24 protein-coding genes are annotated in these 24,825 nt (G+C 56.8%); 15 read left to right on the top strand and 9 right to left on the bottom strand.

Annotated elements, in window-relative coordinates; all coding sequences use genetic code 11:
• Positions 1 to 224 precede the first annotated feature (224 nt).
• A complete protein-coding gene (locus IE102_RS07095; RefSeq protein ID WP_189485696.1) occupies positions 225 to 947 on the top strand; it encodes a hypothetical protein in 723 nt (240 codons plus the stop codon).
• On the opposite strand, the gene msrC is transcribed toward IE102_RS07095, so the two are convergent.
• On the bottom strand, positions 936 to 1,460 hold the full coding sequence (gene msrC, locus IE102_RS07090) for a free L-methionine (R)-S-oxide reductase MsrC (RefSeq protein ID WP_189485695.1): 525 nt from the start codon (positions 1,458 to 1,460) through the stop codon (positions 936 to 938). The two genes, IE102_RS07095 and msrC, sit on opposite strands and share 12 nt — an antisense overlap.
• A gap of 371 nt (positions 1,461 to 1,831) precedes the next feature.
• Between msrC and IE102_RS07085 the strand changes: the two genes are divergently transcribed.
• A complete protein-coding gene (locus tag IE102_RS07085; RefSeq protein WP_189485694.1) occupies positions 1,832 to 3,322 on the top strand; it encodes a tetratricopeptide repeat protein in 1,491 nt (496 codons plus the stop codon).
• Positions 3,323 to 3,360: 38 nt separating this feature from the next.
• Positions 3,361 to 4,833: a hypothetical protein gene (locus tag IE102_RS07080; RefSeq protein ID WP_189485693.1), complete on the top strand. Its 1,473-nt coding sequence runs from the start codon at positions 3,361 to 3,363 to the stop codon at positions 4,831 to 4,833.
• A 70-nt stretch (positions 4,834 to 4,903) separates the two neighbouring features.
• Here the strand turns inward: IE102_RS07080 and IE102_RS07075 are convergent, their stop codons facing one another.
• From IE102_RS07075 to IE102_RS07055, 5 genes are all read right to left on the bottom strand, one after another.
• Positions 4,904 to 5,218, bottom strand: coding sequence for a hypothetical protein (locus IE102_RS07075; RefSeq protein WP_189485692.1), 315 nt, complete (start codon positions 5,216 to 5,218; stop codon positions 4,904 to 4,906).
• A 95-nt stretch (positions 5,219 to 5,313) separates the two neighbouring features.
• Positions 5,314 to 5,517 carry a hypothetical protein gene (locus tag IE102_RS07070; protein WP_189485691.1) on the bottom strand — a complete coding sequence of 68 codons (204 nt, stop codon included), beginning with the start codon at positions 5,515 to 5,517 and terminating at the stop codon, positions 5,314 to 5,316.
• 123 nt (positions 5,518 to 5,640) lie between these two features.
• Positions 5,641 to 6,399 carry a YebC/PmpR family DNA-binding transcriptional regulator gene (locus IE102_RS07065; RefSeq protein WP_189485690.1) on the bottom strand — a complete coding sequence of 253 codons (759 nt, stop codon included), beginning with the start codon at positions 6,397 to 6,399 and terminating at the stop codon, positions 5,641 to 5,643.
• Between the two features lie 99 nt (positions 6,400 to 6,498).
• Complete coding sequence (locus IE102_RS07060; protein ID WP_189485689.1) at positions 6,499 to 7,320, bottom strand: TIGR00282 family metallophosphoesterase; 822 nt, start codon at positions 7,318 to 7,320, stop codon at positions 6,499 to 6,501.
• A gap of 9 nt (positions 7,321 to 7,329) precedes the next feature.
• Entirely contained in the window at positions 7,330 to 7,890 is a 561-nt protein-coding gene (locus IE102_RS07055; RefSeq protein ID WP_268247458.1) for a 5-formyltetrahydrofolate cyclo-ligase, read from the bottom strand.
• Positions 7,891 to 8,475: 585 nt separating this feature from the next.
• Here IE102_RS07055 and IE102_RS07050 point away from each other — a divergent pair.
• Positions 8,476 to 10,764: a beta-glucosidase family protein gene (locus IE102_RS07050; RefSeq protein ID WP_189485687.1), complete on the top strand. Its 2,289-nt coding sequence runs from the start codon at positions 8,476 to 8,478 to the stop codon at positions 10,762 to 10,764.
• Between the two features lie 42 nt (positions 10,765 to 10,806).
• Here IE102_RS07050 and IE102_RS07045 read toward each other — a convergent pair whose 3' ends face one another.
• Complete coding sequence (locus tag IE102_RS07045) at positions 10,807 to 11,139, bottom strand: cell division protein ZapA (protein WP_189485686.1); 333 nt, start codon at positions 11,137 to 11,139, stop codon at positions 10,807 to 10,809.
• Positions 11,139 to 11,435, bottom strand: a complete 297-nt coding sequence (locus IE102_RS07040) for a hypothetical protein (RefSeq protein WP_189485685.1) — start codon at positions 11,433 to 11,435, stop codon at positions 11,139 to 11,141. Before IE102_RS07040 ends, IE102_RS07045 begins: the two co-directional genes overlap by 1 nt.
• A 216-nt stretch (positions 11,436 to 11,651) precedes the next feature.
• Between IE102_RS07040 and tkt the strand changes: the two genes are divergently transcribed.
• The 11 genes from tkt (at position 11,652) to IE102_RS06985 (ending at position 24,321) form a co-directional block, all read left to right on the top strand.
• On the top strand, positions 11,652 to 13,646 hold the full coding sequence (gene tkt / locus IE102_RS07035; RefSeq protein ID WP_189485684.1) for a transketolase: 1,995 nt from the start codon (positions 11,652 to 11,654) through the stop codon (positions 13,644 to 13,646).
• A gap of 280 nt (positions 13,647 to 13,926) precedes the next feature.
• Entirely contained in the window at positions 13,927 to 14,136 is a 210-nt protein-coding gene (locus IE102_RS07030) for a cold-shock protein (RefSeq protein ID WP_189485683.1), read from the top strand.
• Between the two features lie 149 nt (positions 14,137 to 14,285).
• On the top strand, positions 14,286 to 14,960 hold the full coding sequence (locus IE102_RS07025; RefSeq protein WP_189485682.1) for a YitT family protein: 675 nt from the start codon (positions 14,286 to 14,288) through the stop codon (positions 14,958 to 14,960).
• Between the two features lie 42 nt (positions 14,961 to 15,002).
• Positions 15,003 to 16,139: a class I SAM-dependent methyltransferase gene (locus IE102_RS07020; protein WP_229807601.1), complete on the top strand. Its 1,137-nt coding sequence runs from the start codon at positions 15,003 to 15,005 to the stop codon at positions 16,137 to 16,139.
• Positions 16,139 to 16,849, top strand: coding sequence for a pseudouridine synthase (locus tag IE102_RS07015; RefSeq protein WP_189485681.1), 711 nt, complete (start codon positions 16,139 to 16,141; stop codon positions 16,847 to 16,849). The genes IE102_RS07020 and IE102_RS07015 overlap by 1 nt, the downstream gene beginning before the upstream one ends.
• Before the next feature lie 99 nt (positions 16,850 to 16,948).
• Positions 16,949 to 17,692 carry a response regulator gene (locus IE102_RS07010; protein ID WP_189485680.1) on the top strand — a complete coding sequence of 248 codons (744 nt, stop codon included), beginning with the start codon at positions 16,949 to 16,951 and terminating at the stop codon, positions 17,690 to 17,692.
• Positions 17,693 to 17,701: 9 nt separating this feature from the next.
• The gene (locus tag IE102_RS07005) at positions 17,702 to 19,240 is read left to right on the top strand and encodes a HAMP domain-containing sensor histidine kinase (RefSeq protein ID WP_189485679.1); all 1,539 of its coding nucleotides are present in this window, start codon (positions 17,702 to 17,704) and stop codon (positions 19,238 to 19,240) included.
• A 164-nt stretch (positions 19,241 to 19,404) separates the two neighbouring features.
• Entirely contained in the window at positions 19,405 to 20,427 is a 1,023-nt protein-coding gene (gene gap, locus IE102_RS07000; RefSeq protein ID WP_189485678.1) for a type I glyceraldehyde-3-phosphate dehydrogenase, read from the top strand.
• A 169-nt stretch (positions 20,428 to 20,596) separates the two neighbouring features.
• Complete coding sequence (locus tag IE102_RS06995) at positions 20,597 to 21,793, top strand: phosphoglycerate kinase (RefSeq protein ID WP_189485677.1); 1,197 nt, start codon at positions 20,597 to 20,599, stop codon at positions 21,791 to 21,793.
• Positions 21,794 to 21,991: 198 nt separating this feature from the next.
• Positions 21,992 to 23,029 (top strand): class II fructose-bisphosphate aldolase, encoded by a 1,038-nt coding sequence (fba, locus tag IE102_RS06990; RefSeq protein ID WP_189485676.1) that lies wholly within the window; start codon positions 21,992 to 21,994, stop codon positions 23,027 to 23,029.
• Between the two features lie 275 nt (positions 23,030 to 23,304).
• Entirely contained in the window at positions 23,305 to 24,321 is a 1,017-nt protein-coding gene (locus tag IE102_RS06985) for a TerC family protein (RefSeq protein ID WP_189485675.1), read from the top strand.
• On the opposite strand, the gene IE102_RS06980 is transcribed toward IE102_RS06985, so the two are convergent.
• Positions 24,318 to 24,824, bottom strand: coding sequence for a CAP domain-containing protein (locus IE102_RS06980; RefSeq protein WP_189485674.1), 507 nt, complete (start codon positions 24,822 to 24,824; stop codon positions 24,318 to 24,320). The genes IE102_RS06985 and IE102_RS06980 overlap by 4 nt on opposite strands.
• Between the last annotated feature and the right edge of the window lies 1 nt (position 24,825).

Raw genomic sequence — 24,825 nt, 5'->3', positions numbered from 1 at the left:
CCTTTTAAAACTGTTAGGAATGATTGCGGCGGGTTTAGCCGAGGGGCCGTTAAATCTCAAGGCTTAATGCCCAAGACCGTGAAATGTTAACCAACAAAAACATACCAAGAGCATACTAAACGCATTCAATCACTTCACGTAAAAATTGCATTCGACAATTGCATAGGATGAAATTGTTGATAAAGATCAAATAAAGAATCTGCAATTTAGGAAATATAGGACTGATGAAACATCTGCTTTTAAGGGCATTACCTTTTATCTTCCTGACGGCTTGCTCGCCTTCATCAACCCCAAGCAGCCAAGATAACGCAACACACAGCAATGAATCTGCGGCAACCGCCTCACCTACAAAAAGCCCTGAGCATAATTTTGCAGCACTAGAGAATGGATTATATCTTTACCCGCAAGCTCTAACAGAAGAAGATAAAAAAGCGGGGATAGCTTCAACAGGTTTTGTCGGGTTTAAATATTTGGGCTTCAGGGACGGTTTACATATTCTTCAGCCTGAAAATGCCGGGTATATAATGGCCTGCGAAACAGAGTGCATTGTAATAAAGCAAATGATCAACGGTAAGGTAATAGACCGTCTTCAGTATTCTCCCAACACAATTATCGGAGCCGCTTTTGACGATGCCAAAGCGGGTTATTTGGCATCACCAGACGCTCTTATTCCAAAAGAAGCATCCGAGATAAATTCAGCACACCGCATTCTTACTCCCGCTGACCGAACGAGAGAAACTGCGCGTTTAAAGCAATCAGAAGCTGACGCCAAGAAAGCAGATGAGCTCATTAAGGCGTATTTTCCAGAGTACGAAAACTGTAGAGGTGGAGCTGATGGTGCTGAAATCACCATTAGCGCCTGTGCCGAAAAAGAAGTCATCGCCTCAAAATTAAAGGCTATGGGCTACTGTATCAGCGGCGTGTCCCCCGGTTGGTCAAAGTGCTAAAAACTTTAAACCAGCAAACACCGACGCCATAATGGCCTCAAGTCCCGCCTTATCGGTGTCATCAAACGACGCATACGCTTCCGAATCGACATCAAAGACCGCGATCAGTTCGCCCGACGCATCAAACACCGGCACCACGATTTCAGAATTGGAGCGCGAATCGCAGGCAATGTGCCCCGGAAAGGCGTGAACATCGTCGACAATGATGGTTTGACGCTGCATCGCCGCCGCCCCGCACACGCCCCGCGTGTAAGCGATACGCAGGCAGCCCAACGTGCCCTGATACGGCCCGATGACCAGTTCGTTCAGCCCTTGCGCCTTTTTGACCTCATCGACCACATAAAATCCGGTCCAGAAATAATAGTCAAACGCCTGAGCCAACAAACAACTGACGGTCGCCATCCGCGCGGTGAGGTTAGGTTCACCGTCAAGCACAGCCTCAATATCGCGCTTAACCTCGGCATAGATGGCAGCCTTTTTGGCCGCATTTAATCCTGACACAACCGTCGTCATGGTCACTAAACTCCCGCTCGACTCACACATATCCCCTCATATAAGAATTCGGATGTCACGCGCCAGTCACACTCAACGGTGAGGGGAATTTCAGGGCCGATTAACCACAAACCCTACGGATTGTTTAAAGCTTTTCTACTTTACCCCTAGCCTTTTCTCGTGCATTAGAGCATGATTGTTACCGGGTTGATACGCGCGCCGGGGTGGCGTTTTTAAGTGCGCGCAACCATCTTTTGGCTTAGCCGCGACAATCCGGCAACGCCTGTTGTAAATGCTTACGTTCGGGGGGAACTTAGCTTGACAGTTTTAGCAATCCTCACGACAAGTTTCGTTAACCATGTTTTAAGCCGACGCTGTCGGGGCGATTTTTAATGTCAAAATTTGACGGGACACAACCGGAGACGGGCGAAAAACACGCTCCAAACTCCGGGCACAGGGAGACGAAGACCCCGACGTGGCGCAAAGTGTCACGCGTCGGCGCGCTGTCTCTTATGGCCGTGTGCGTCAGCCTGACCTTAAGTGGCTGCGACCGCCCGTGGTGGAAGTGGGGGCGCGGCGGGCCCGGTGACGAAGGCGGCTATAGCTGCCCGCGTCCGGCCCTGATGCAAAACGCAGGCTTCAACGATCAGGAATTTGAGATCCGTTACTTTCGCCGGGCGGCGTTCAAGAACGATTTCTTCGCCCAGCTTGAACTGGCTGATCGCTATGCGGCTGAAAAATCGACCGATAAAAACCTCGAAGATCCGATCGAAGGTTCTGTGTGGCTGGTGATGGCTCTGGCCAATCAGGAAGGCTACGCGCCGATGAACCGCATCCTGACCAATGACGGGAAGCTGGCCTCCCGCTACGACAAATGCCGGGCGTTTGAGCGGGCGCGCGCCTATCGCCGTCTGGATCGCAATCTGGCCATGATGGACATGAGCGAGCGCGATAAGGTTCGCGACCGTGTCGTCTATATATTATCGACCCTGGGGGCCGATGGTTTCCGTACGCTGGGCCGCCTTTATGATGTGCAGTACGGCCCGATGGGTGAGCCTGCCGACAACCGCGAAGCCGTGCGCGCCATGATGCGCAATTCTGACGATGGCCGCCGCAATGTCCGCAGCCTGTTCCAGCGTTCAGATGTCGATGCATATCTCTATAACTACAAAGCCACCGAAACCGGCGATGTCGGTGCCTATGTCCTGCTGAAGGATTTTGAGCGCTCGGCCGGTGACCGTAAGGACTATGCCTCGTTCGTGGTCGGTAAGGCCAAACGCTGGGTGGCGCCCTATGAATTCTATCCACCCGAAGCCCCCGGCGGCGGCGTGCCCCATTCGGATGAAAGCATTCGTTCCGACGCGCAGGATTATGCCCTGATCCGTATGGAAGAGCTGCCGTTCGTGCATGTCGGTCGCGCCCTCGTCTATCTTGACTTGACCCAGACGCTCTATTCCAGCCCGTCCGAAGTGCCCGCCGATACCCTGACCGGCCTTCGCGCCATTCTGGGCAAGGCCACGACCGGACGCGCCGAAATGGTACGCATGACCAATGCTGAAAAACTGCGCGCCATTCAGTTGGCGGCGATTAATGGCTCATCGCAGGCGCAACTGGCACTGGCGGTTATGTATTCCGAAGGGGTGGGCGTGCCCGCTGACTATGCGCGCGCCTTCTACTGGTATCAGCAGGCGGAAAAGCAGGGCTCGCCTGAGGCAAGGTTTGCCATGTCGACCTATTTCGCGCTCGGTCTGGCGGGTGTGGCCGATCAGTCGAAAGCCTCAGCCGTAGTGTTGCGGCTGGACTCGGCCATGGGTGGCTACCGCCCCTCGGCCCAGCGTCTGCGGGCCATACTTGAGCAGGTATCGCGAAATCCGAACGGATAGACTTTGAGGGAGCGCCGCGGCATTTAAGGATGATGACCATGTGGATGCGTAAAGCGATGAACAAACTGGCGAAACCTGCGCTCGGTGCTGTCTCCGGGGCGTTAGCGCTGGGTTGCGTCTGGCTGGCGTCCGGCGCGGTCACACGCGATGTCGCTTCGGCGCAAATGCCGATGGGTTACAATGCCGCCAAGGTCGAGGCCCTGACCCGTCCGTGCTTTGGCGTGCTGCTTGATCCGAGACTGCGCTCCTGCGGGGGGTATGGGCATGGCTATTATCCGTATCGCTCCAAGTATGGCTATTACGGCAGCCCACGCACCATCACGGTCAATTGCGATACCTACCGCGCCGATCCGAACCGCCCGGATGCGTGGATCGAGCGCCAGATCGAAAAGCTGCCATCCTATTCCAAGGTGCGCTTCATCTCGAAAACCCGTTCGTGCGTGATGTCGCTGCGTCTGGAAAAATCAATCATCCTCGAAGGGGTTTCGACCAACGACCGTATTCCGGCGATTGTCGCCCGCCACGGCTCACCCTGTATCCGCATTGAGCCGAGCGCCGATCTGGTGGTGTTACGCAACATCAGCCTGTCGTCACAACGCGGCGACAACACCTCCTGCATCTCTTCGTCGGGTAAGGAACTGACGCTTGAGCAGTCGCAAGTGCGCTATGATGGCGATGCGCCTGCGGTCGATATCGACGCCGGACGCTTTAACCTGGTCGATTCGACATTGGTGGCCCGCACGCTGACGGCAGCTCTGAGCATTCGTAATGCCGAACTGTTCAGCCAAAACAGCTATATCGCCACCACCTATCACGGCCTGAAAGCCAATCTGGTCGGCGACAGCCGCCTGGAAGGTATCACCTTTATCCAACTGGCCGACTGGCATGGCTTTGAACGCGGCCAGAATGCGCGGGCGATCGACATTACCTTATCGACCTACAAAAGCATCATCAGCCTTAACCGCCTTCAGATACTTAACTTTGCGCAAGGGCTGCACATCGAAGGGGTGGGCGAAGGTCTGATTTCAAACTCGCTGTTTGAAAATACCGAACACGCCATTGTCTCAGATCTGGATCGTGTGCGGATTTTGAACAACTTCATTATGGCGCGTGAAATCGGCATCGATGTCACTCGCGGCGAAGCCTTTATCGGCGGCAACAAGATCGCTCTGGTGCGTACCGCCGGTATGCTGGCCAAGGACGGGGCGAAAATCCGCGCCGTTGACAATATGATCGATGCCGATCCCGAAGGTTGCCGCCACCTAAAATGGGGCGATCTTGATCCGTCGGTGCGCACCTGCACGCCGTGGTATAAGGGCTCTGAGTTCGAAGTACCCGGCGGCCCGGTCTACGTCTCCGGCCCCGAAGGTCCGGAAGAAGTCGCCGAAAGCCGCCGCTCTGCCATACTGCAACTGTTTGATGATTTCTGGCCCAAGGTTCCAGCATCGCTGGCCGAAAACGGCTACACGCCCTCCAACTATGTGGCTGACCCGATCCGCGCCACGAACTAGGTCGCAAATCCATAACAAAAAGGCCCGAACCTTGGTTCGGGCCTTTTTAAATTATCAAAGCCGGTAAGGCTTAATAGCCGTCTTCGCGGCATACGTCGAAATCAGCGCCCTTATCGGTGCCGCCTTTGACGCCCACAGCGGTGCGCTGTGGCTTGTTCTGAACCGAGTACTTGTACTCATCGCCCTCATTGGAGGCATGGGTTTCTGTGCGGCTATCGGAATCATAGGTCATGATCTGCGGCGCCTTTTTGCCGTCCGTTTTACGCACGCAGCGACCAGCTTGCTCGCCCGTCGACAAAACAGCGACCGGCGACGTGTAGGTGCTAACGCAGCCCGACAGCATAGCGCCCGCTCCCAAAACCGCGATTATCAACTTCACACGCATAACATCCCCCGAAATATGGTTAACGCCGCATAATTGCACATTTCACAAGCCATTCAAAGCCTTGAATCCTGACAATACTATAATGACATCAGGCGTTACCTACCCGCCACGGCGGGGCTATGGTGAACAGTCGGCATAGGTGCGGTCTCATCGGGATGATCGAACATCGTGACGCTAAACGCCTGCGGTTCACCGACAGCGGCGGCCCCCATGCCCATAACCGGATCTGTAGAATAGGTCGATACACAGCCAGTCAGGCCAACCGCCGCCACAACCACCATTCCGATACATATGCGCATTACGTCGACTCCTTAAGCAGACGGCATTGTGAACGAACGTCCATAAATTTCTGATAGGATTCAATAATAAAAGGGCGCGAAAGTTCCCCCTCGCGCCCTTTGCCATTTTATACGCTTAAGCCCTTAAAGGCCCAGCGCCTCCATCTCTTCGTCAGAAATATCAAAGTTGGCGTAGACGTTTTGCACGTCATCATCATCATTAAGCGCATCGAGCAGCTTCATCAGGGTACGCGCCTGATCGCCCGAAATCGGCGACAGGGTTTGCGGCTTCCAGATAAACTTGGTCGACTTCGGATCGCCCAGAACCTTTGACATGGCCTCAGTTACTGCGTTGAGGTCTTCGTAAGCGGTATAGATCAGGTGACCGCCCTCTTCGGGGTCTTCGTCGGTTTCGACATCAGCGGCCCCGGCTTCGATGGCGGCTTCCATAATGGCGTCAGCCGTTCCGGCCTTGAGCGGATATTCGATCTGGCCCAGGCGATCCCACATGAAGCTGACCGAATTGGATTCGCCTAAGTTTCCGCCGTATTTGCTGAAGAACGAGCGGACATTGCCGCCGGTGCGGTTGCGGTTATCGGTCAGAGCCTCAACGATAATGCCGATACCGGCCGGGCCAAAGCCTTCGTAGCGCACGTCTTCTAAGGTATCCGCATCACCGGCCGCACCCTTTTTGATGGCGCGGTCGATATTGTCCTTGGGCATGGACTCGGCCTTGGCGTTATTGACCGCCAGTCTAAGGCGCGGGTTCATGGCCGGGTCCGGCATACCTGATTTCGCGGCCACGGTAATGTCGCGCGACAGCTTGGAAAACAGCTTTGAGCGCACAGAATCGGCGCGCCCTTTTTTGTGCATGATGTTTTTGTATTTACTATGGCCGGCCATTAGTCCTCACTCACAAAAAAGTTTCGGCGGCACAGCCGCCAAATACATTTTTTGTGTTTTCAGTATCAAAGTTGGTTTGTGTCGCTTCTAAACCAAAACCTAAACCTCTGGCAAGGTCGGCTTGAGGCGTCCGCCGAAACGGATAGGTTCTACACGCACAGCAAGGCCGGTCTTGTCGTCGGTTTCGACAAACACGCCGCATACGGTCGCAGGGCCTGAGGCCGGACGGTAGCGATCGCGCGAAATCCGGGTGGTGAACCGGCGCAGGGGTTCCTCCTTATCGTTGCCGATCACGCTGTCGTAGTCGGCGCAGGCCCCGGCATCGGTCTGATAGGCCGTGCCGCCGGGCAGGATTTGCGCGTCCGCTGTCGGGACATGGGTATGGGTGCCGACCACCAGCGACGCGCGGCCATCGCAGAAATGGCCCATCGCCATTTTCTCAGACGTGGCTTCGCAGTGCATGTCGATAACGATGGCATCGGCGGCCACGCCGAGCGGACAGGCCTCAAGCTCTTTGTCAGCGCTGGCGAACGGGTCATCCATCGACGCCATGTGAACAAGGCCAAGCAGATTGACCACCAGAATCGATTTGCCGCTTTCGGTCTGAAACAGGTTGGCCCCTCGCCCCGGTGCATCGGCCAGACGCGGATAGTTATTGGGCCGGATCAGGCGCGGCTCACGCACAATATAGGTCAGGGCTTCTTTCTGATCCCAGGAATGGTTGCCCAGTGTCAGACAATCGGCCCCGGCTTCGAACAGTTCGCGGGCGGTATTTTCGGTAATCCCAAAGCCAGAGGCGGCGTTTTCGGCATTGACGATGACAAACTCCAGCCCCAGCTTTTTGCGGATCATCGGCAGGTGTTGCGTCAGGCCATCCCGGCCGGATTTACCAACGACATCACCGAAAAACGCAAAGCGCATAAGACTACCTTATATATGGATAGCACCCGCTTCCGTCAGGATAAGGTCAAGGCGCTGATCGTGGGGTTCTAACGGCACTTCGTCGAGTTCCTGCCCCGCAAAGCCAATGCCCCACGCTTTAATCTCTTTTTGCGATTTAAGAAAGTCCAAAGCGCGATCGTAAAACCCGCCGCCATAGCCCAGCCGGCCGCCCTTACGATCAAAAGCCAACAGCGGCACCAGCACGACATCCGGCAGAATCATGGACTTATCGGCGTCGGGCTGGCTGATGCCATAGGGGCCGAGTTCCAGATGATCCCCCAGCTCAAAGCGGCGAAAGGCCATGACATAGCCGCCACCCTCCGCCGGGATCAGGCACGGCAGGGCCAGCGCGCAGCCCTGCTCCGATAGCTTTTGCATCAATGGCAGGGGCGATAATTCGGACTGAATGGGCCAGTAACCGGCAACAACGCCCACGGCATCAATATCAGCCATGTGGGTCAGCCGGTCGCCTGCGGTCGGATCGGCCTGAGCCAGCACCGCCCGGTGGGATTTCATCTCCGCGCGTAATAGGGATTTATCGGCTGTCACTGCCCCCCCACCGTCAGCCTTACGGCTGCCACCTCCCCCAGCGTGCTGGGGGAGTATAAAAAGTGAAAATTTTCGAAGGGCCGCCCTTAGAAAATTTTCTCCATGTTGAAACAGGAAAAACGTATTTGGCGGCTTTGCCGCCGAAACTTTTTCCTGAGTAAGTATTCTGTGGCGGCGCCGCGAGATCCGTTGCGAAGCGTTTAAATCCACTCAGGACCTGACTAGTCAGGTGGGAGCCATGTGATAGAGACCACGGTCTCAGTCAGGGACAGCCCCCGTTCTAAGAGATTAAGGTCAGAAGGATTAGGTGATCACTGACGTGAACCGCAGCAAGACCCGCCACCGATTAATGTAAGGCCTTGGGCCCACATCGGCAAGAGTGTGGATTTTATTATTTCATGTCCCGAAATGGTAGCGATAACGTCCCGTCAGAGACAAACCGTGGAGCCGCAAGTCAATAAAAAAGACATCGATGTCATAAATTATGACTTCACAGACACGAAATCCCGTTTTATGACTTTCACCAACCAAAATAATAATGCCGACACTGATCAACCTAACGATCTACCAAGGGACGCGAAACACATGCGAATTTCCATCAAACTGGCCCTGCTGGCCTCAGCGGCGACCTTAAGCTTTACCCTGCCCGCGCAGGCACAGACGCCCGCCCCCGCCGCACTGGCCGAACCGGCGCAAAAGCCGTGGCTGAATGCCAACCAAAGCGCCGACGCCCGCGTCGAGCAATTGCTCAAAGAAATGACGCAAAGTGAAAAGTTTACCCTGGTGTTCGGACATTTCGCATCGGACGGCGCCTGGCTTAATACCCGCGGCGATATCAATGGCCTGAACTGGAGCCCGCCGAAGGAAAGCCTGCATCAATCCGCCGGGTTTGTGTATGGCGTGCCGCGTCTGGGGATACCCCATCAGTGGCTGACCGACGCCGGTGTAGGCGTCGCCTCTCAGCGCGGGCCAAATCCGCGCCTGCGCACCGTTTTACCGTCAGGGATGCTGACCGCCGCGACGTGGGACCGCGATCTGGCCTTCAAAGGCGGGGCGATGATCGGTAAGGAAGCGCGCCTGTCGGGCTTTAACGTCCAACTGGCGGGCGGCGTTAATCTGGTGCGTGAACCGCGTAACGGCCGCAATTTCGAATATGGCGGCGAAGACCCGCTGCTGGCCGGGATCATGGTCGGGGAACAGATCCGCGGCATCCAATCCAACAACATCATCTCGACCGTCAAGCACTATTCCGCCAACGCTCAGGAAACCAACCGCTTCACCCTGTCGGCCAATATGTCTGATAAGGCCGCGCGCGAGTCCGACCTGCTGGCGTTCCAGTTTGCGATTGAGGTTGGCAACCCGGCCTCGGTCATGTGCGCCTATAACCGCTACAACGGCGTCTATGCCTGCGAACACCCGTACCTCCTGACCGAAGTTCTGAAAACCGACTGGAACTATAAAGGCTATGTCATGTCGGACTGGGGCGCCACCCACTCCACTATCCCCGCCGCCAATGCCGGCATGGATCAGCAGTCTGGCTATCCGTTCGACAAATCCAACTATTTCGCGGGTCCGCTCAAAGAAGCTGTCGATAATGGCTTTGTAAAGCCTGAACGCCTCGATGATATGGCGCGCCGCATCCTGTGGGCTATGTTTAACACGGGTCTGTTTGATAAGCCGATTGATCAGACCACCGTTAGCGACGCCAATATCGACTTTGCCGCGAATGCCAAGGTCACTCAGGCCGATGCCGAAGGTGGGATCGTGCTGCTGAAGAATGAACGCAACCTGCTGCCGATCGCCGCCACGGCCAAGAAAGTCGTGGTCATCGGTGGCCATGCCGATAAGGGCGTGCTGTCGGGCGGTGGCTCGTCGCAGGTTTACGGTCTCGGCGGAAACGCTGTGCCCGATACCTCAAAATACGCCAATGAGTTCCCCGGCCCGATCACCTATTACCCCGATGCCCCTCTGGCCGGGATCAGGGCCCGCACCAAGGCCGAGGTTGTTTTCCACGACGGCAAGGACGTAAAGGCTGCCGCCAAAGCTGCGCGCGGGGCTGATGTGGTCATCGTGTTCGGCTCCCAGTGGACGGGCGAGTCCTTTGATGCCGAGCTAAAGCTCGATCACGGTGGCGATGCCCTGATCGATGCCGTTGCCCGCGCCAACAGCAAAACCGTGGTCGTGCTGCAAACCGGCGGGCCAGTGTTCATGCCGTGGCTGCCTAAGGTCGGCGCGGTGGTTGAGGCCTGGTATCCCGGCTCCAGCGGCGGCACCGCCCTTGCGCGCGTCCTGACCGGCGAAATCTCACCGTCGGGCCGCCTGCCGGTCACCTTCCCGGCGTCGCTTAGCCAGTTGCCCCGCCCCAAGCTTGATGGCGACAACTCAAAGCCTGACCTGCGTGTCGATGTGAACTATGACATCGAAGGGGCGGCCATTGGCTATAAGTGGTTCGACCTCAAAGGCCATAAGCCGCTGTTCGCCTTTGGGCACGGTCTGAGCTATTCGACCTTTGCCTATTCGGATTTGAAGGCTTCGAACGCGAACGGCAAACTGAGCGTGTCGTTCACGGTAACCAATACCGGTAAGGTCGAGGCCGCCGATGTGCCGCAGGTCTATGTCTCGCCCACGACCGCTAAGTGGGAAGCACCGAAACGCCTCGGCGGCTGGGATAAGGTCAATCTGACGCCGGGGTCGTCAAAAACCCTGACCGTGACGGTCGATCCGCGTCTATTGGGGTCATACGATACGCCGTCTAAGACCTGGAAGATCGCGGCGGGGGATTACAAGGTCTCGCTGGCAAAATCCGCCACCGATGCCGGACAATCGGTCACCGTCACCTTGCCGGAACGGACGCTAAACGTGCAGGGCAAGTAAGACAAAGGAACTCCCCCTACATTAGGGGGAGTTCCTTTGTTTTTAAGCTTTATCTGCGACCAGTTTTTCCAACCGTTCGGCCGCGTCGGTAATCGCAAAGGCGGCGCGGCGTTCCATTTCATGGGCTCCCGCCGACATGCGCGCTGTGGCCGATTGCTGTTCCTCAAGCTGAACCTTAAGGTCCTGCATCTCATCGATCATCAGCAACGCCGCCATCAAAAACAGGCGCACCTCCCCGATCGAGCCGACATCGCCCACAACCATTTCGACATGCTCATCAAACAGGCGGGCCAGTTCCTGCACGCGGCCTTCCTGACCATCAGCGCAGCCAACCGTATAGGGCTTATTGTTGACGCGAACCGTGACCTCAGCCATCAGGCAGCCTCCCCGTCTTTGAGAATTTTACGGATAGAGGCCGCCGCTTCGCCCAGCGCCTCGAATGCGCCATTGGCGGCATCGGTCACAGCCTTTTCGCGCGCCTTGGTCTCTTCCAGTTCTTTTGACAGCATGGCATCGGGCAAAACTCCATCCGCCGGAAACGACACATCACCGTGTTGCAGCATACTCAAACGGTGTTCCACCGCCAGCAGGGCCTTATCCAGCCGCTCAACCGCACCGGTTAGCATCGAACCGGGCTGTCCAGCCTGTGGGGGGGTAAGAGGATTATCCATCACCTGAACTCTCGTCTGAAGTCTTGACTGAACTTTGGGGCCATATGCCTCTGAAAACACTTTACATAACCGATAATGACCTAAAGAGTCTAAACGAAAAGACGTATTTTTTCAAAAGAAGCTATACCCTTACCCGCGCGCATGCGTTAAAGGCAGCGACAAATTCATTAATCCGCTTGCGGATTCCCGCTTTTACACGTTTTTCGAGACCCGCCCATGTCTTCAGATATACTCAGCACCCTGACCGCCAAGCCTTCACCGACCGTCATGGCCGATGCCGTGCGGGTCCTGTCGATGGAAGCGGTGCACCGCGCCAAGTCGGGCCATCAGGGTATGCCGATGGGCATGGCCGATGTGGCGACCGTTTTGTGGACCAAGTTTCTTAAATATGACCCCAAGGCCCCGGATTGGGCTGACCGCGACCGCTTTGTTCTGTCAGCAGGTCACGGCTCGATGCTGATCTATTCGCTGCTGCACCTGACCGGCTTTAAGTCGGTGTCGATGGACGACATCAAAAACTTCCGCCAGTGGGGCTCAGCCACGCCCGGCCACCCGGAATATGGCCACACGGCGGGCATCGAATGCACAACCGGCCCACTGGGTCAAGGTCTGGCGACCGCGGTCGGCATGGCGATGGCTGAGCGTCATCTGAACGCCCGTTTTGGCGACGATCTGGTTGACCATAAGACCTGGGTGATTGCCGGTGACGGCTGCCTGATGGAAGGCGTGTCGCACGAAGCCATCTCGCTGGCCGGACGGTTAAAGCTCAATAAGCTGATCGTGCTGTGGGACGACAACAATGTCACCATCGACGGCGTGGCCACCATCGCTGAGACCGGCGACCAACTGGCGCGCTTTAAGGCCGCTGGCTGGGCCGTCAAGGCCGTTGATGGTCATGATCACGGTAAGATCGCCGCCGCCCTGCGCTGGGCGACGCAGCAATCAAAGCCGGTCATGATCGCCTGCAAAACCAAGATTTCCAAGGGTGCTGGCCCCAAGGAAGGCGATCCGCATTCCCACGGCTATACTCTGTTTGATTCCGACATCGAACTGGCGCGCAAGGCGATGGGCTGGGAAGCCGAATCCTTCACCGTGCCGTCGCCAATCAAAAAGGCCTGGGAAGCTGCGGCCCGCAGACAAGCCCGCCCGCACAAGGACTGGGACGCCAAACTGAAAAGCCACGCCCACGCCGCTGACTTCAAACGCGCCATGAACGGCGAACTGCCGGCCAATGCCTTTGACGCGCTTGATGCCCACATTGCGCAAGCGTTAGAGATCAAGCCCGCTGATGCCACCCGCTCGGCTTCGGGCGCGGCGTTAGCGCAACTGGTGCCCCATATCGATGACATGGTGGGCGGCTCGGCCGATCTTACCGGCTCCAACAACACCTTCGTCAAGGGTATGACGGCTTACGACACCGAAAACTACGGTGGTCGTTACGTCCACTACGGTGTGCGTGAATTCGGCATGTCGGCCGCCATGAACGGCATGGCGCTGCACGGCGGGGTCATCCCCTATTCCGGCACCTTCTTTGTGTTTTCGGATTATAGCCGCCCTGCCATTCGTCTGGGCGCGCTGATGGGCATCCGCACCATCAACGTCCTGACCCATGATTCCATCGGCGTCGGCGAAGACGGCCCGACCCACCAACCCGTCGAGCATCTGGCGTCGTTCCGCGCCATGCCGAACCTTCTGGTGTTCCGCCCCGCCGATGTCGTCGAAGCCGCCGAATGCTGGAAGGCCGCGCTGAAATCGACAACCACACCGTCGCTGATGGTGCTGTCGCGTCAAAAAGTGCCTGCCGCCCGCGAAAGTGGCGACAACCTGTCGGCCAAGGGCGCTTATGAGATCCGTTCTGCCTCTTCTGAGGCTAAGGTCTCGATCTTCGCGTCCGGCACCGAAGTCTCGGTCGCCATTGCCGCCCAGAAAGAGCTTGAGGCCCAAGGTGTTGCGACCCGCGTCGTATCGACCCCGTGCTGGGAACTGTTTGATGCGCAAGATGCTGCCTACAAAGCCTCGGTCATCGGCACCACACCGGTCAATGTCGCGGTCGAAGCGGCGGTGTCCTTGGGCTGGGAAAAATTTATCGGTAAGGACGGTATTTTTGTCGGCATGACCTCGTTTGGGGCCTCCGCACCGCAGGATGTGCTCTATAAACAATTTGGCATCACCAAAGAGGCCGTAGTCGAAAAAGCCTTGGCCGCTTTATAAGCCTACTGAATCTGTTGAATAAAAAAGCGCAGACGGTCTTTACCGTTCGCGCTTTTTTTTGGCCGATGACAAATAGATAAAAAACCACATGGCTTATTAATTTGACCTTATGGATTTAAAGCTATACAAGGGGCCTTCGATCTATAACTTGTCTGCTAATTTGTTTTTGCGGTTTCACTAAAAACCGTATCGGCGAACTTCCATTCAATTATCGAAACGAGCGAGGCACGACGCGATTTTGCGGATGTGCGTATAAACACTGTCATTGAAAGGGTTCGTCATGAGCACAGGCACAGTAAAATGGTTCAACGCCACCAAGGGTTACGGTTTTATCGCCCCTGAAGACGGTTCGAACGACATCTTCGTTCACATCTCGGCCGTTGAGCGCGCGGGTTTCCGCAGCCTTAACGAAGGTCAAAAGCTGTCTTACGAGCTGGCTCGCGATCCTAAGTCCGGCAAGATGTCGGCTGAGAAGCTGGAAAACGCATAAGCTTTTAAAAGCTTAGATGTTTCGAAAAAGGCCGCCCCTTCGGGAGCGGCCTTTTTTATTGCCATGCTGACGGTTATGGCGCTTGAAAAAATATCGTTTGAAACTATCATTCCGCGCAACAACTCACCCGAATATAAGCGCGCCACGATATGACCTTCAGCCTTCGCTCCCTTTTGCCGAAAGATTTATCCCGATCATCGGCCATCCTGGACGATCAGGGGCTTAAAGCGCAGGCCAAACACACCCTGTTTGAAGACATCTATGCCTTCGCCATTGGTTGCTCGTTCATAGCGCTGGGGCTGGTGCTGCTTAAGACGGCGGGGCTTGTGACCGGCGGCGTGGCCGGCATTGCGCTTTTGGTGTCCTATCTGATCCCGGCACCGGTGGGACTTTTGTTTACGCTGATCAATGTGCCGTTCTTTATATTTGCCCTGCTGAGCATGGGCTGGCGGTTTACGGTCAAGACGATCGTGGTCAATATCGCTATCATGGCGATGGCCGCCCTGTTTCCGCACCTGTTTACGCCCGCGCACCTTAATCCGGTTTTTGCCTCCATTTTTGGTGGGACAATTATCGGCATGGGGATTTTAGCGCTGGCCCGGCATGGTGCCGGGGCGGGCGGCACCGGCGTATTGTCGCTCTATCTGCAAAAGACGCGCGGGATTAACGCCGGTAAGACTCAAGCGGTGTGCGACGCCCTGATCATGACGGCTTCGGTCTTTGTGGTCAGCCCCATGAACCTGCTCTATTCGGTCATCAGTGCCGCGGCCATGAGCACCGTCATGATGACTTACCATAAGCCCCAGCGCTATCTTGGTCACTAATCCGGGCTATTAATTTCCAGCCCCCTATGCCATAGGGCGCGCATGATGAATGATCCTGTTTTAGATACCCTCGTCCTGCCGCTTAATGATGGCCTTGTTGATCTGCCTGCGGATGGCAAAGCTTTGTTCCTGCGGGCGCGGGCTGGTTTGGCCCTGCGCGATTACCGCGAGAAATTAGTGTGCGAGCAGAGCTTCAAACCGGCGCTGGAAGCCCTGACGCAACAGGGCTTTAGCGCCCGTCCCGAAGAGGATGATGCACTCTACCCCCTCACCCTCGTCCTGCCGCCGCGTCAGCGTGACGAATATCGAGCCCTGCTGGCCCGCGCGGTTTTATCCACGGCTGACGGTGGCATTGTCATGGCATCAGTGTCGAACCTTGAAGGCGCCAAGACGGTTGAGGGCGACCTCAAGGCCTTAACCGGTGATATCTCCAACCTGTCGAAACACAAATGCCGCGTATTCTGGGCGCGCATAAACGCCGGTAAACTCAATCGCGATCTGATTGACGCCTGGTCAAAACTGGACGCCGTGCGCCCGATTGAGGGCGGTCGGTTCCTAAGCCGCCCCGGCCTGTTTGCCTGGGATCGGATCGATGCGGGCTCAAAACTGTTGGTGCAAAACCTGCCGCCATTGAGCGGCCACGGCGCGGATTTGGGTGCCGGATTTGGCTATCTGACGGCTGAGATCATGGCCCGCAATGCGGCGGTCACCAAAATGGAGGTGTTTGAAGCCGAACAGCGCGCGCTAGACTTGGCCCGTCAGAACCTCACAGGCTTGGCCGTCGATTACCACTGGCAGGATGTCACCTCTGGGATCGGCGGCGATTTCGATTTTATCGTCTCCAACCCGCCGTTCCATATCGACCGCGCCGATAAGCACGATCTGGGCAAGGCCTTCATTCGTTCTGCGGCGGCGGCCCTTAAGCCCAAGGGCGCGTTCTACATGGTCGCCAACCGGCATTTACCTTACGAAGACACGCTCAAAACCGTGTTCAAGGTCGTCAAAATACTGGCCGATGATGGGGCCTACAAGGTGTTTGAAGCATCCTCAATGAGTGAGGCTCCGGTAAAGAAAAAACCCCGGAAACATGAGGCGTCCGAGGATAAAAAATTCTCAAAGCGCGATGTGCCAGACAATAAAAAGGTCTCACAAGGCGAAACCTTAAGGCGCAGATCCTGATGCGCCTCGTGAAACACCTCGCCAATCTCGGCTATGGCTCGCGCAAGGATGTGCAGAAACTGATCCGCATGGGCGTGTTCGCCGATACCGACGGTGAGCGGCTGAGCGACGACGCCAAAATCGCCCATGACGATGTCCGCTACAAGGGCCGCCCGCTCGATCCCGATCATGGCGTGGTGCTTTTGATGCACAAACCCGTGGGCTATGTCTGCTCGACCAAGGACACCGGCCAGTTGGTTTATGAGCTTTTGCCCGCCCGTTTCAGGGATCGTAAGCCGGTTTTGTCGACCATCGGACGGCTGGACGCCAATACGTCGGGGCTGCTGCTGTTTACCGATGACGGCGATTTCCTGCACCGGATCATCTCTCCCAAAAACCATGTCCCCAAGGTCTATGAGGTGACGCTGGCCCGTCCGCTGAACGGTCATGAAGGGGCGATATTTGAATCCGGCACCCTGTTGCTGGAAGCCGAAAAAGAGCCGCTTAAACCGGCATTTCTTGAGGTCACCGGTGAGACCACAGCTCGTCTTACGCTCTATGAAGGCCGCTATCATCAGGTGCGCCGGATGTTTGCCGCCGTAGGCAACCATGTTGAGACCCTGCACCGCGCCCGCATGGGTGAGTTGACCCTAGGTGACCTCAAACCCGGTCAGTGGCGGATACTGACGCCGGAGGATATCCAGAAACTGCTGGCGCGAAGTGTATCCTGACCCGTGGCATCGGTTATGTTACAATCGTGAAATCTTATTGCCCCACATGACGGTCATAAGCGGATATACTCCCAACGACCGCGAACCCACGGCAAGCACATGACCCAGACCGCTTCGGCATCCGCCTCTACCGCCACCCCGTCGATCAAGACGTCACGCCTGCTGGTGGTCGATGATGACCGGGAACTGCGCGACCTGATATCCGACTTTCTGGGTCAGCATGGTTTTGAAATACATACCGCGTCCGGCGCGCGCGAAATGGATCGTGTATTGATGCGCGGCGATATTGATTTGGTGGTGCTTGATTTTATGATGCCGGGCGAAGACGGCCTGTCGATCTGCAGACGCCTGAATGCCGCCAAGGGCCCGCCAGTGATCATGCTCAGCGCCCGCGCCGAAGAGGTCGACCGGATCGTGGGGCTGGAACTGGGGGCCGATGATTATCTGGCCAAACCGTTCCATCCGCGTGAACTGCTGGCGCGCATCCGTGCCATCCTGCGCCGTGGTGAGCAGGGTCCGCGCCAGGACGGCACCTCACCCATCACACATTTTTTTGGCTGGCAGCTTGATAATATCAAGCGCATTCTGATCCGCCCCGATGGCGTGCAGGTGGCGCTTAGCAATGCCGAGTTTGAATTGTTGCGGGTGTTCCTCGACCGTCCGGGCCGCGCCTTGAGCCGCGACCAGATCCTTGACTACCTGCACGGCCCCAACTCCGAAAGCTTTGACCGCGCCATCGATGTCCAGATCAGCCGTTTGCGTCGCAAGCTCAACGACGACACGCAGGATGAGATCATCCGCACCATTCGCGGCATTGGCTATATGTTCAGGCCCTTGAAGTAACCCTTAAATATGTCCGACCTTAAGGCTGCACCGCCTAAAACCTCACGCTTTTTTCCGGATCTGCCGATTTTCTGGCAGGTGCTGGGCATGGCATTGGCGGTGCTTGTCCTGTCGCTGGCGATCAACACCCTGATTGTGCTCAAAGCCCCGTCCCCACCGCCGCAGGGCTATACCCTGACCGAAGCGGCGCAAGCCCTGAAAACCGGGCAGGTCAAGCTGAAAACCGGACGCAACTTGCGCATGGAAACGGTGGCTGAAACGCCTGACTTTGTTGCCCGCCAGTTGGCAGACCCCGGTCGGTCTCATCCGTTTGAAACTTTCTTGCGCGAACGTCTGGCCACAATTCTGGGCGTGCCGGTAACGAATGTCTTTATCGATGGCCGTCAGCGTGGTCGTAACGGCTTCGGTGGTCCTGGCCCCCAGCGCTGGATGGCGCCCGGCCCGGAAGGGCCGCAAAACAGAGGCCCGGAAGGCGGGCCAAAATTTGCGAGGCCGGATGGGCCGCCGCGTAATATGGGTTCCGATGGCCCGCGTGATAATCTCAGAATGATCGGCCCTGATTTCCGCGCATCGGAACTGCCGGAAAGTCTGAACACTCAGGTGACCTTCCCGGCCTTTCGGGCCGCATGGAAGCAAACCGATGGTACTTGGCGCGTCCTGATCCCGCCGCGCCCGTTGATTGAGCCGTGGCAGAAAAACCTGCTGGTCGGGTTTTTGCTGACCGCGCTGGCGGTCACGCCGCTGGCCTTTTTCATGTCGCGCCGCCTGACGCGCCCGATCCGCGCTCTGGCCGAAGGGGCGCGCACACTGGGCTTTGACGCAGATGCCGCCCCCCTGAAAGCCCGCGGCCCCAAGGAAGTGCGCGCCGCGACCCATGTACTGAACGACATGCAGATCCGGCTGAAAAAACAGGTCGAATCGCGTACCGCCCTGATCGCCGCCATTGCCCACGACCTGAAGACACCGCTGGCCCGTCTGCGTCTGCGGATTGAAACCCTGCCGGAATCCGCCCGCGATAAGATCAATCAGGACATCGCCCACATGGACAGCCTGATCAATTCAGCACTTGGGTTCGCCAGCGCTGAGAAAATGGCGCAAACCCTGACCCGGCTTGACCTGTCGTCCCTGATCGAGATCGTGTGCGAAGACAATGCCGACATTCACGACGTCACCTGCGGTGACATTGCTGAAAACATCACCGTGCTGGGTAATGACATGGCCATTCGTCGCATTGTGACCAATCTGATCGAAAACGCCTGCCGCTACGGTGACGGTTGTGAGGTGATCCTGCGGGCGCGTGAAAACATGGCCGAGGTCGTTATCCGCGACCACGGCCCCGGCATGCCGACTGAGGCGCTTGAGGCCGTTTTTGAGCCGTTCTACCGGCTGGAGACCTCCCGCAACCGCGATACCGGCGGCGCAGGTCTGGGGCTATCGGTCGCGCAATCCTTAAGCCTGTCGATGCACGGTAGTCTGCGCCTTGAGAACCGCTACGAAGGCGGGATTTTAAGCGGTCTGGATGCCATCTTCACCCTGCCGCGCCTTTAGGTCGCAAGCGCGCCTGTTGAAACCCATTGATAGCGTTATCATATAGCCGTTAGGGCCGATTAGGTCTTGACTTGTCAGGGGTTTGGGCCAAAACGAAACCCGCATTTGATCTACGCTTCCGCCCGTCAGGACGGTTTCAAAATCTACTATAAGGGAAGCTAAATATGGCGTTACGTGTTGCGATTAACGGGTTTGGCCGCATCGGCCGTCTGGTTCTGCGCTCGATCATCGAGAATAACCGCACGGATATCGAAGTGGTGGCGATCAACGATCTGGGGCCGGTGGAAACCAATGCCCACCTGCTGCGCTACGATTCGGTGCACGGTAAGTTCCCGGCCGAGGTCAAGGTCGAAGGCGACTCTATCCTGATCAACGCCAATGGCCGCACCTATGCGCCCATTAAGGTCACCGCCATCAAGAACCCGGCTGAATTGCCGCACAAAGCGCTGAACGTCGATATCGCTTTTGAGTGCACCGGCATCTTTACGTCCAAGGACAAGGCTCTGGCCCACATCGAAGCCGGCGCCAAGAAGGTCATTATCTCCGCCCCCGGCGACAATGCCGACAAGACCATCGTCTACGGGGTCAACCATGACACCTTAAGCGCTGATGATGTGGTGATCTCCAACGCATCCTGCACCACCAACTGCCTGTCACCGGTCGCCAAAGTCTTATCCGACCTGTGCGGCATTGAGCGCGGCTACATGACGACCATCCACTCCTATACCGGTGATCAGCCAACGCTCGATACCATGCACAAGGACCTGTACCGCGCCCGCGCCGCAGCCCTTTCCATGATCCCGACCTCGACCGGTGCCGCCAAGGCTGTTGGCCTGGTGCTGCCGCACCTTAAGGGCAAGCTCGACGGGTCTTCGATCCGCGTGCCGACCCCGAACGTGTCGGTCGTTGACCTCAAGATCGTGCCGTCGCGCCCGGTCACCAAGGAAGAAGTCAACGCCGCCATCATCGCTGCCGCTGATGGCCCGATGAAGGGCGTTCTGGCCTATACGGATGAGCCGCTGGTATCTTCGGATTTCAACCACAATCCGGCGTCCTCGACCTTTGCGCTTAACCAGACGCAGGTGATCGACGGTCAGTTCGTGCGCATCCTGACCTGGTACGACAACGAATGGGGCTTTTCGACCCGCATGGCCGACACGGCTGTGGCGTTTGGGAAATACTTGTAAGATCATGGGGGAAAACCGGTTTTCCCCCATGTACCCCCTTGCCGATACGGAGAAAAAGTTCCTTGGGGCGGCCCTTCGGAACTTTTTAGCTTTATTGAGATATACATCAAATCTTTCTGAATTTAGCTTGCCACTCAGGTCAGCCCAATCCATTTGAATGAGATATTCCATGCCTTTCAAAACCCTAGACAGCCTCAAAGACGTAGCCGGTAAGACCGCGCTGGTGCGGGTTGATTTCAACGTACCCGTCGATGGCGGCACAATCACCGACGACACCCGCCTTCGCGTGGCCTTACCGACCATCCAGAAACTGACCGCCAAAGGCATGAAGGTCGCCCTATTGGCTCACTTTGACCGGCCCAAGGGCAAGGTCGTGCCGGAAATGAGCCTGGCGTTTGTGGCCCCGGCCCTGTCGAACCTGATCGGTGCGCCCGTATCGCTCAGCGATGACTGCGTGGGCGATGCCACCAAGGCCCTGATCACCAATATGGCCAATGGCGGCGTGATCCTGCTGGAAAATGTCCGCTTCCATGCCGGCGAAGAGACAAACGATCCTGAGTTTGCCGCACAGTTGGCCGCTATGGGCGACATCTATGTCAATGACGCCTTTTCCGCCGCCCACCGCGCCCACGCCTCGACCGAAGGCGTGGCCCACCTGATCCCGGCCTATGCGGGTGAGTCCATGCGCCGTGAGTTGGAAGCACTTGATGCCGCCCTTGGCACGCCGGTGCGTCCGGTTATCGGCATTGTCGGCGGCTCAAAGGTTTCGACCAAGCTTGATCTGCTGAAAAACCTCGTCACCCGTCTTGATACCCTGTCGATCGGCGGCGGCATGGCCAACACCTTCCTCTATGCCCTCGGCTACGACATCGGCGGGTCCTTGTGTGAAAAAGACATGGCCGACACCGCGCGCGAAATCATGAAGCTGGCCGATGAAAACCACTGCGAGATCCTGCTGCCGGTAGATGTCGTCGTGGCCCAGGAATTCAAGGCCCACGCCCCGTCGCGCGAAATCTCGATTGATGAGGCGCTCACCCCTGACGATAAAATATTTGACGCAGGTGCGAAGACCGTGGATATTCTGAAAGACGCGATTTCTAAATCTAAAACCCTTATTTGGAATGGCCCTTTGGGCGTATTTGAATTGCCACCATTTGATAAAGCTACCGTTGAGGCCGCGCATTTTGCGGCAGCGCAAACCAAGGCCAAGCTTCTGACCGCCGTTGCCGGTGGCGGTGATACGGTCGCAGCCCTCAACCACGCCGGTGTTTCCGACGACATGACGTTTGTCTCGACCGCCGGTGGCGCGTTTCTTGAATGGATGGAAGGCAAAGAATTACCCGGTGTGGCAGCTTTGAACGGCTAAAACGCAGGTCATACAGTTAACCACCTCAAAGGATTGAGTTTTTAATCCTTTGAGGCCTATAATGATCAATACCATAACAAAAAAAGGGCTGTTAACAGGCAGCCGAAACTTGAAACAAAGACCATAACCTTCGCCGCGCTGGCATATTTTGACGCGGCGGCCATTTGTAAACACGAAGCATGAAAGAGGGAAAATTCCATGGCTCGTATCAGTTTACGCCAGCTTCTCGACCACGCGGCCGAGAATAATTACGGCGTACCGGCCTTTAATATCAATAATATGGAACAGGGGCTGGCCGTCCTTGACGCTGCCCGCGCCACGGAATCACCCGTGATCATTCAGGCCTCCCGCGGGGCCCGCAACTACGCCCACGACATCATGCTATCCAAGATGATCGAGGCGCTGATTGAAATCTATCCTGAAATTCCGCTGGTGATGCACCAGGACCACGGTAACTCACCGGCGACCTGCGCCACCGCCATTCAGAACGGGTTTTCGTCGGTCATGATGGACGGCTCACTCAAGGCCGATGCCAAGACCCCGGCGGATTTTGAATATAACGTCAATGTCACCAAGACCGTCGTCGATTTCGCCCATGCCTGCGGCGTGTCGGTCGAAGGCGAACTGGGCGTGCTGGGATCACTTGAAACCGGCATGGGCGAAGCTGAAGACGGTCACGGCGCCGAAGGCGTGCTCGACCACTCGCAGCTTTTGACCGACCCGGATCAGGCCGTCGATTTCGTCGCTCAAACCGGCGTTGATGCTTTGGCGATCGCGATGGGCACCTCGCACGGCGCATACAAATTCTCGCGTAAGCCCGACGGTGAAGTGCTGGCCATGAACGTGATCGAAGAAATCCATAAGCGCCTGCCCAACACCCACCTTGTCATGCACGGGTCGTCGTCGGTGCCGCAGGAGCTTCAGGACGTCATCAACGCCTATGGCGGCAAGATGCCGCAAACCTATGGTGTGCCGGTCGAAGAACTGCAAAAGGCCATCAAGATCGGCGTGCGTAAGATCAATATCGACACCGACTGCCGCATGGCTATCACCGGCGTGATCCGCAAATACCTGATGGAAAACCCTGAAGGTTTTGATCCTCGCGGCTACCTGAAACCCGCCAAGGAAGCGATGCAAAAGGTCTGTCACGACCGCTTCGTAGAATTTGGCACCGCCGGCAATGCCTCCAAAATCAAGGCCCGCTCTCTGGCCTCGATGGCGAAGTATTATTCGTAAGGCAACTGCCTTATAGATTTAAAAAGCCCTGCCCTCACCGGCAGGGCTTTTTTGTGCATGAGCGCAAAGCCCCGTTGACACACCGGAGGGCTTTCTGATTAATAATCGCATCCCTCGGGGAGTAGCCGGAGCCGCGTATCAGGTTCCCGCCGTGTCGTCAGCACGTAGTCCTGCACAGGACTTCCGGCACGGTAACCGCGCTTAAGTTTCAATGCGCGGACGGCAAGACCGGGACTGGTTCACACCACCCGTCTGTCCTTTTGAGAGCACCTATCATGATGTCTGTCGGTACGCCGTTATTATGGTCACTGTTTGCGGCCTTTGTCGTTGTCGCTCTGTTGATCGACTTCTTCGCCATGAACAAACAGGGGGCCCATAAGGTGTCCATGAAAGAAGCCACCATATGGTCGTTGATCTGGGTGGGCGTCAGCTTTGTGTTCGTGGGCTTCCTGTGGTGGTATATGGGTGGCACCGGCACCGATGCCTCCGCCAAACAGTTAGCCGACACCAAGGCGCTGGAGTTCGTGACCGGCTATGTGGTCGAAAAGGCGCTGGCGGTCGATAATATCTTCGTCTTTTTGATGCTGTTCACCTATTTCGCAGTCCCTGCGGAATATCAAAAACGCGCCCTGATGATCGGAATCCTGGTGGCGCTGGTGTTACGCGGGGCGCTAATTCTGGTTGGTGCCTGGCTGATCGCGCAGTTCCACTGGATACTCTATCTGTTCGGCGCGTTTCTGGTGTTCACCGGCATCAAGATGTGGCTGGCGGCGGGCGACGAGCCGGACCTTGAGGCCAATCCGGCCCTGAAATGGGTGCGTAAACATTTCACCATTGCCCCTAATTTTGATGGCGAAAAGTTCTTCACTAAGGTCAATGGCCTTAAAATGGCGACGCCGATGCTGGTCGTGGTCATCCTGATCGGCATTATCGATGTGGTATTTGCGGTCGATTCCATACCGGCGATTTTTGCCATCACCACTGACCCGTTTATCATCCTGACCTCGAATGTGTTCGCGATTTTGGGTCTGCGCGCCATGTACTTCCTGCTGGCGGGCCTGCATGAGAAATTCCACCTCCTGCCCTACGGTCTGGCGCTGGTTCTGGTGTTTATCGGTTCCAAGATGCTGCTGATCGATATCTATAAGATCCCGATCGAGTGGTCACTGGGCGGTACGGCGGCGATCCTGACCGTGACCATGCTGCTGTCGGTGATGATCAAGCCCAAAAGCGATGCCGTGCATGGCGCATTCCCGTTCGATTCCAAAAAGGAAAAAGACCCGGAGGATTAGCGTGCAGGCCTTGCGAACACCTGCACCCAGTACCAGCGATAGGCCTGCCTTTGCCCCGGTAAGGGCCGGTCATCGGGCTGGTAACTGAGGGCAATGCCGGTATCGGTCAGGGTGCAGCTTAAAATATTAGCGCGGTGGCCGGGACTGTTCATCCAGCCCTCCACCACATCATCCGGCCGCATATGACCGGCGGCGATATTTTCCGCCACCATGATCCAGCGATAGCCGGAGGATATCGCCCGCTGGCCCGCCGACGTGCCATCCGGGCCTTTGTGCGCAAAGAAGTTTTGTCTGGCCATCGCATCGGCATGGCGCTGGGCGGCGCGAGCTAAACGCGGATCGAAGTTCAGGGGATCACAGCCGCGATCCTCGCGCTCGGCATTAATCAGATCAAAGACATAGGCGACATTGCCATTGTCATCATGACCTTGCGCCACTACCGGCCCAACCTGAGCCAGACCTCCCCATAACGCCGCCACCATCAGCAAACTTACAGCACGCAAA

The organism is Asticcacaulis endophyticus (assembly GCF_014652575.1).
GTDB lineage: Bacteria > Pseudomonadota > Alphaproteobacteria > Caulobacterales > Caulobacteraceae > Asticcacaulis > Asticcacaulis endophyticus.
Note: the sequence above shows the minus strand (reverse complement) of the source record. Positions and strands in the feature narration are given on the sequence as shown.

Coding starts and splice junctions, on each gene's coding strand:
- IE102_RS07095 (WP_189485696.1), top strand. CDS start 225: ATGAAACATCTGCTTTTAAGGGCATTACCTTTTATCTTCCTGACGGCT.
- msrC (WP_189485695.1), bottom strand. CDS start 1,460: ATGACGACGGTTGTGTCAGGATTAAATGCGGCCAAAAAGGCTGCCATC.
- IE102_RS07085 (WP_189485694.1), top strand. CDS start 1,832: ATGTCAAAATTTGACGGGACACAACCGGAGACGGGCGAAAAACACGCT.
- IE102_RS07080 (WP_189485693.1), top strand. CDS start 3,361: ATGTGGATGCGTAAAGCGATGAACAAACTGGCGAAACCTGCGCTCGGT.
- IE102_RS07075 (WP_189485692.1), bottom strand. CDS start 5,218: ATGCGTGTGAAGTTGATAATCGCGGTTTTGGGAGCGGGCGCTATGCTG.
- IE102_RS07070 (WP_189485691.1), bottom strand. CDS start 5,517: ATGCGCATATGTATCGGAATGGTGGTTGTGGCGGCGGTTGGCCTGACT.
- IE102_RS07065 (WP_189485690.1), bottom strand. CDS start 6,399: ATGGCCGGCCATAGTAAATACAAAAACATCATGCACAAAAAAGGGCGC.
- IE102_RS07060 (WP_189485689.1), bottom strand. CDS start 7,320: ATGCGCTTTGCGTTTTTCGGTGATGTCGTTGGTAAATCCGGCCGGGAT.
- IE102_RS07050 (WP_189485687.1), top strand. CDS start 8,476: ATGCGAATTTCCATCAAACTGGCCCTGCTGGCCTCAGCGGCGACCTTA.
- IE102_RS07045 (WP_189485686.1), bottom strand. CDS start 11,139: ATGGCTGAGGTCACGGTTCGCGTCAACAATAAGCCCTATACGGTTGGC.
- IE102_RS07040 (WP_189485685.1), bottom strand. CDS start 11,435: ATGGATAATCCTCTTACCCCCCCACAGGCTGGACAGCCCGGTTCGATG.
- tkt (WP_189485684.1), top strand. CDS start 11,652: ATGTCTTCAGATATACTCAGCACCCTGACCGCCAAGCCTTCACCGACC.
- IE102_RS07030 (WP_189485683.1), top strand. CDS start 13,927: ATGAGCACAGGCACAGTAAAATGGTTCAACGCCACCAAGGGTTACGGT.
- IE102_RS07025 (WP_189485682.1), top strand. CDS start 14,286: ATGACCTTCAGCCTTCGCTCCCTTTTGCCGAAAGATTTATCCCGATCA.
- IE102_RS07020 (WP_229807601.1), top strand. CDS start 15,003: ATGATGAATGATCCTGTTTTAGATACCCTCGTCCTGCCGCTTAATGAT.
- IE102_RS07015 (WP_189485681.1), top strand. CDS start 16,139: ATGCGCCTCGTGAAACACCTCGCCAATCTCGGCTATGGCTCGCGCAAG.
- IE102_RS07010 (WP_189485680.1), top strand. CDS start 16,949: ATGACCCAGACCGCTTCGGCATCCGCCTCTACCGCCACCCCGTCGATC.
- IE102_RS07005 (WP_189485679.1), top strand. CDS start 17,702: ATGTCCGACCTTAAGGCTGCACCGCCTAAAACCTCACGCTTTTTTCCG.
- gap (WP_189485678.1), top strand. CDS start 19,405: ATGGCGTTACGTGTTGCGATTAACGGGTTTGGCCGCATCGGCCGTCTG.
- IE102_RS06995 (WP_189485677.1), top strand. CDS start 20,597: ATGCCTTTCAAAACCCTAGACAGCCTCAAAGACGTAGCCGGTAAGACC.
- fba (WP_189485676.1), top strand. CDS start 21,992: ATGGCTCGTATCAGTTTACGCCAGCTTCTCGACCACGCGGCCGAGAAT.
- IE102_RS06985 (WP_189485675.1), top strand. CDS start 23,305: ATGATGTCTGTCGGTACGCCGTTATTATGGTCACTGTTTGCGGCCTTT.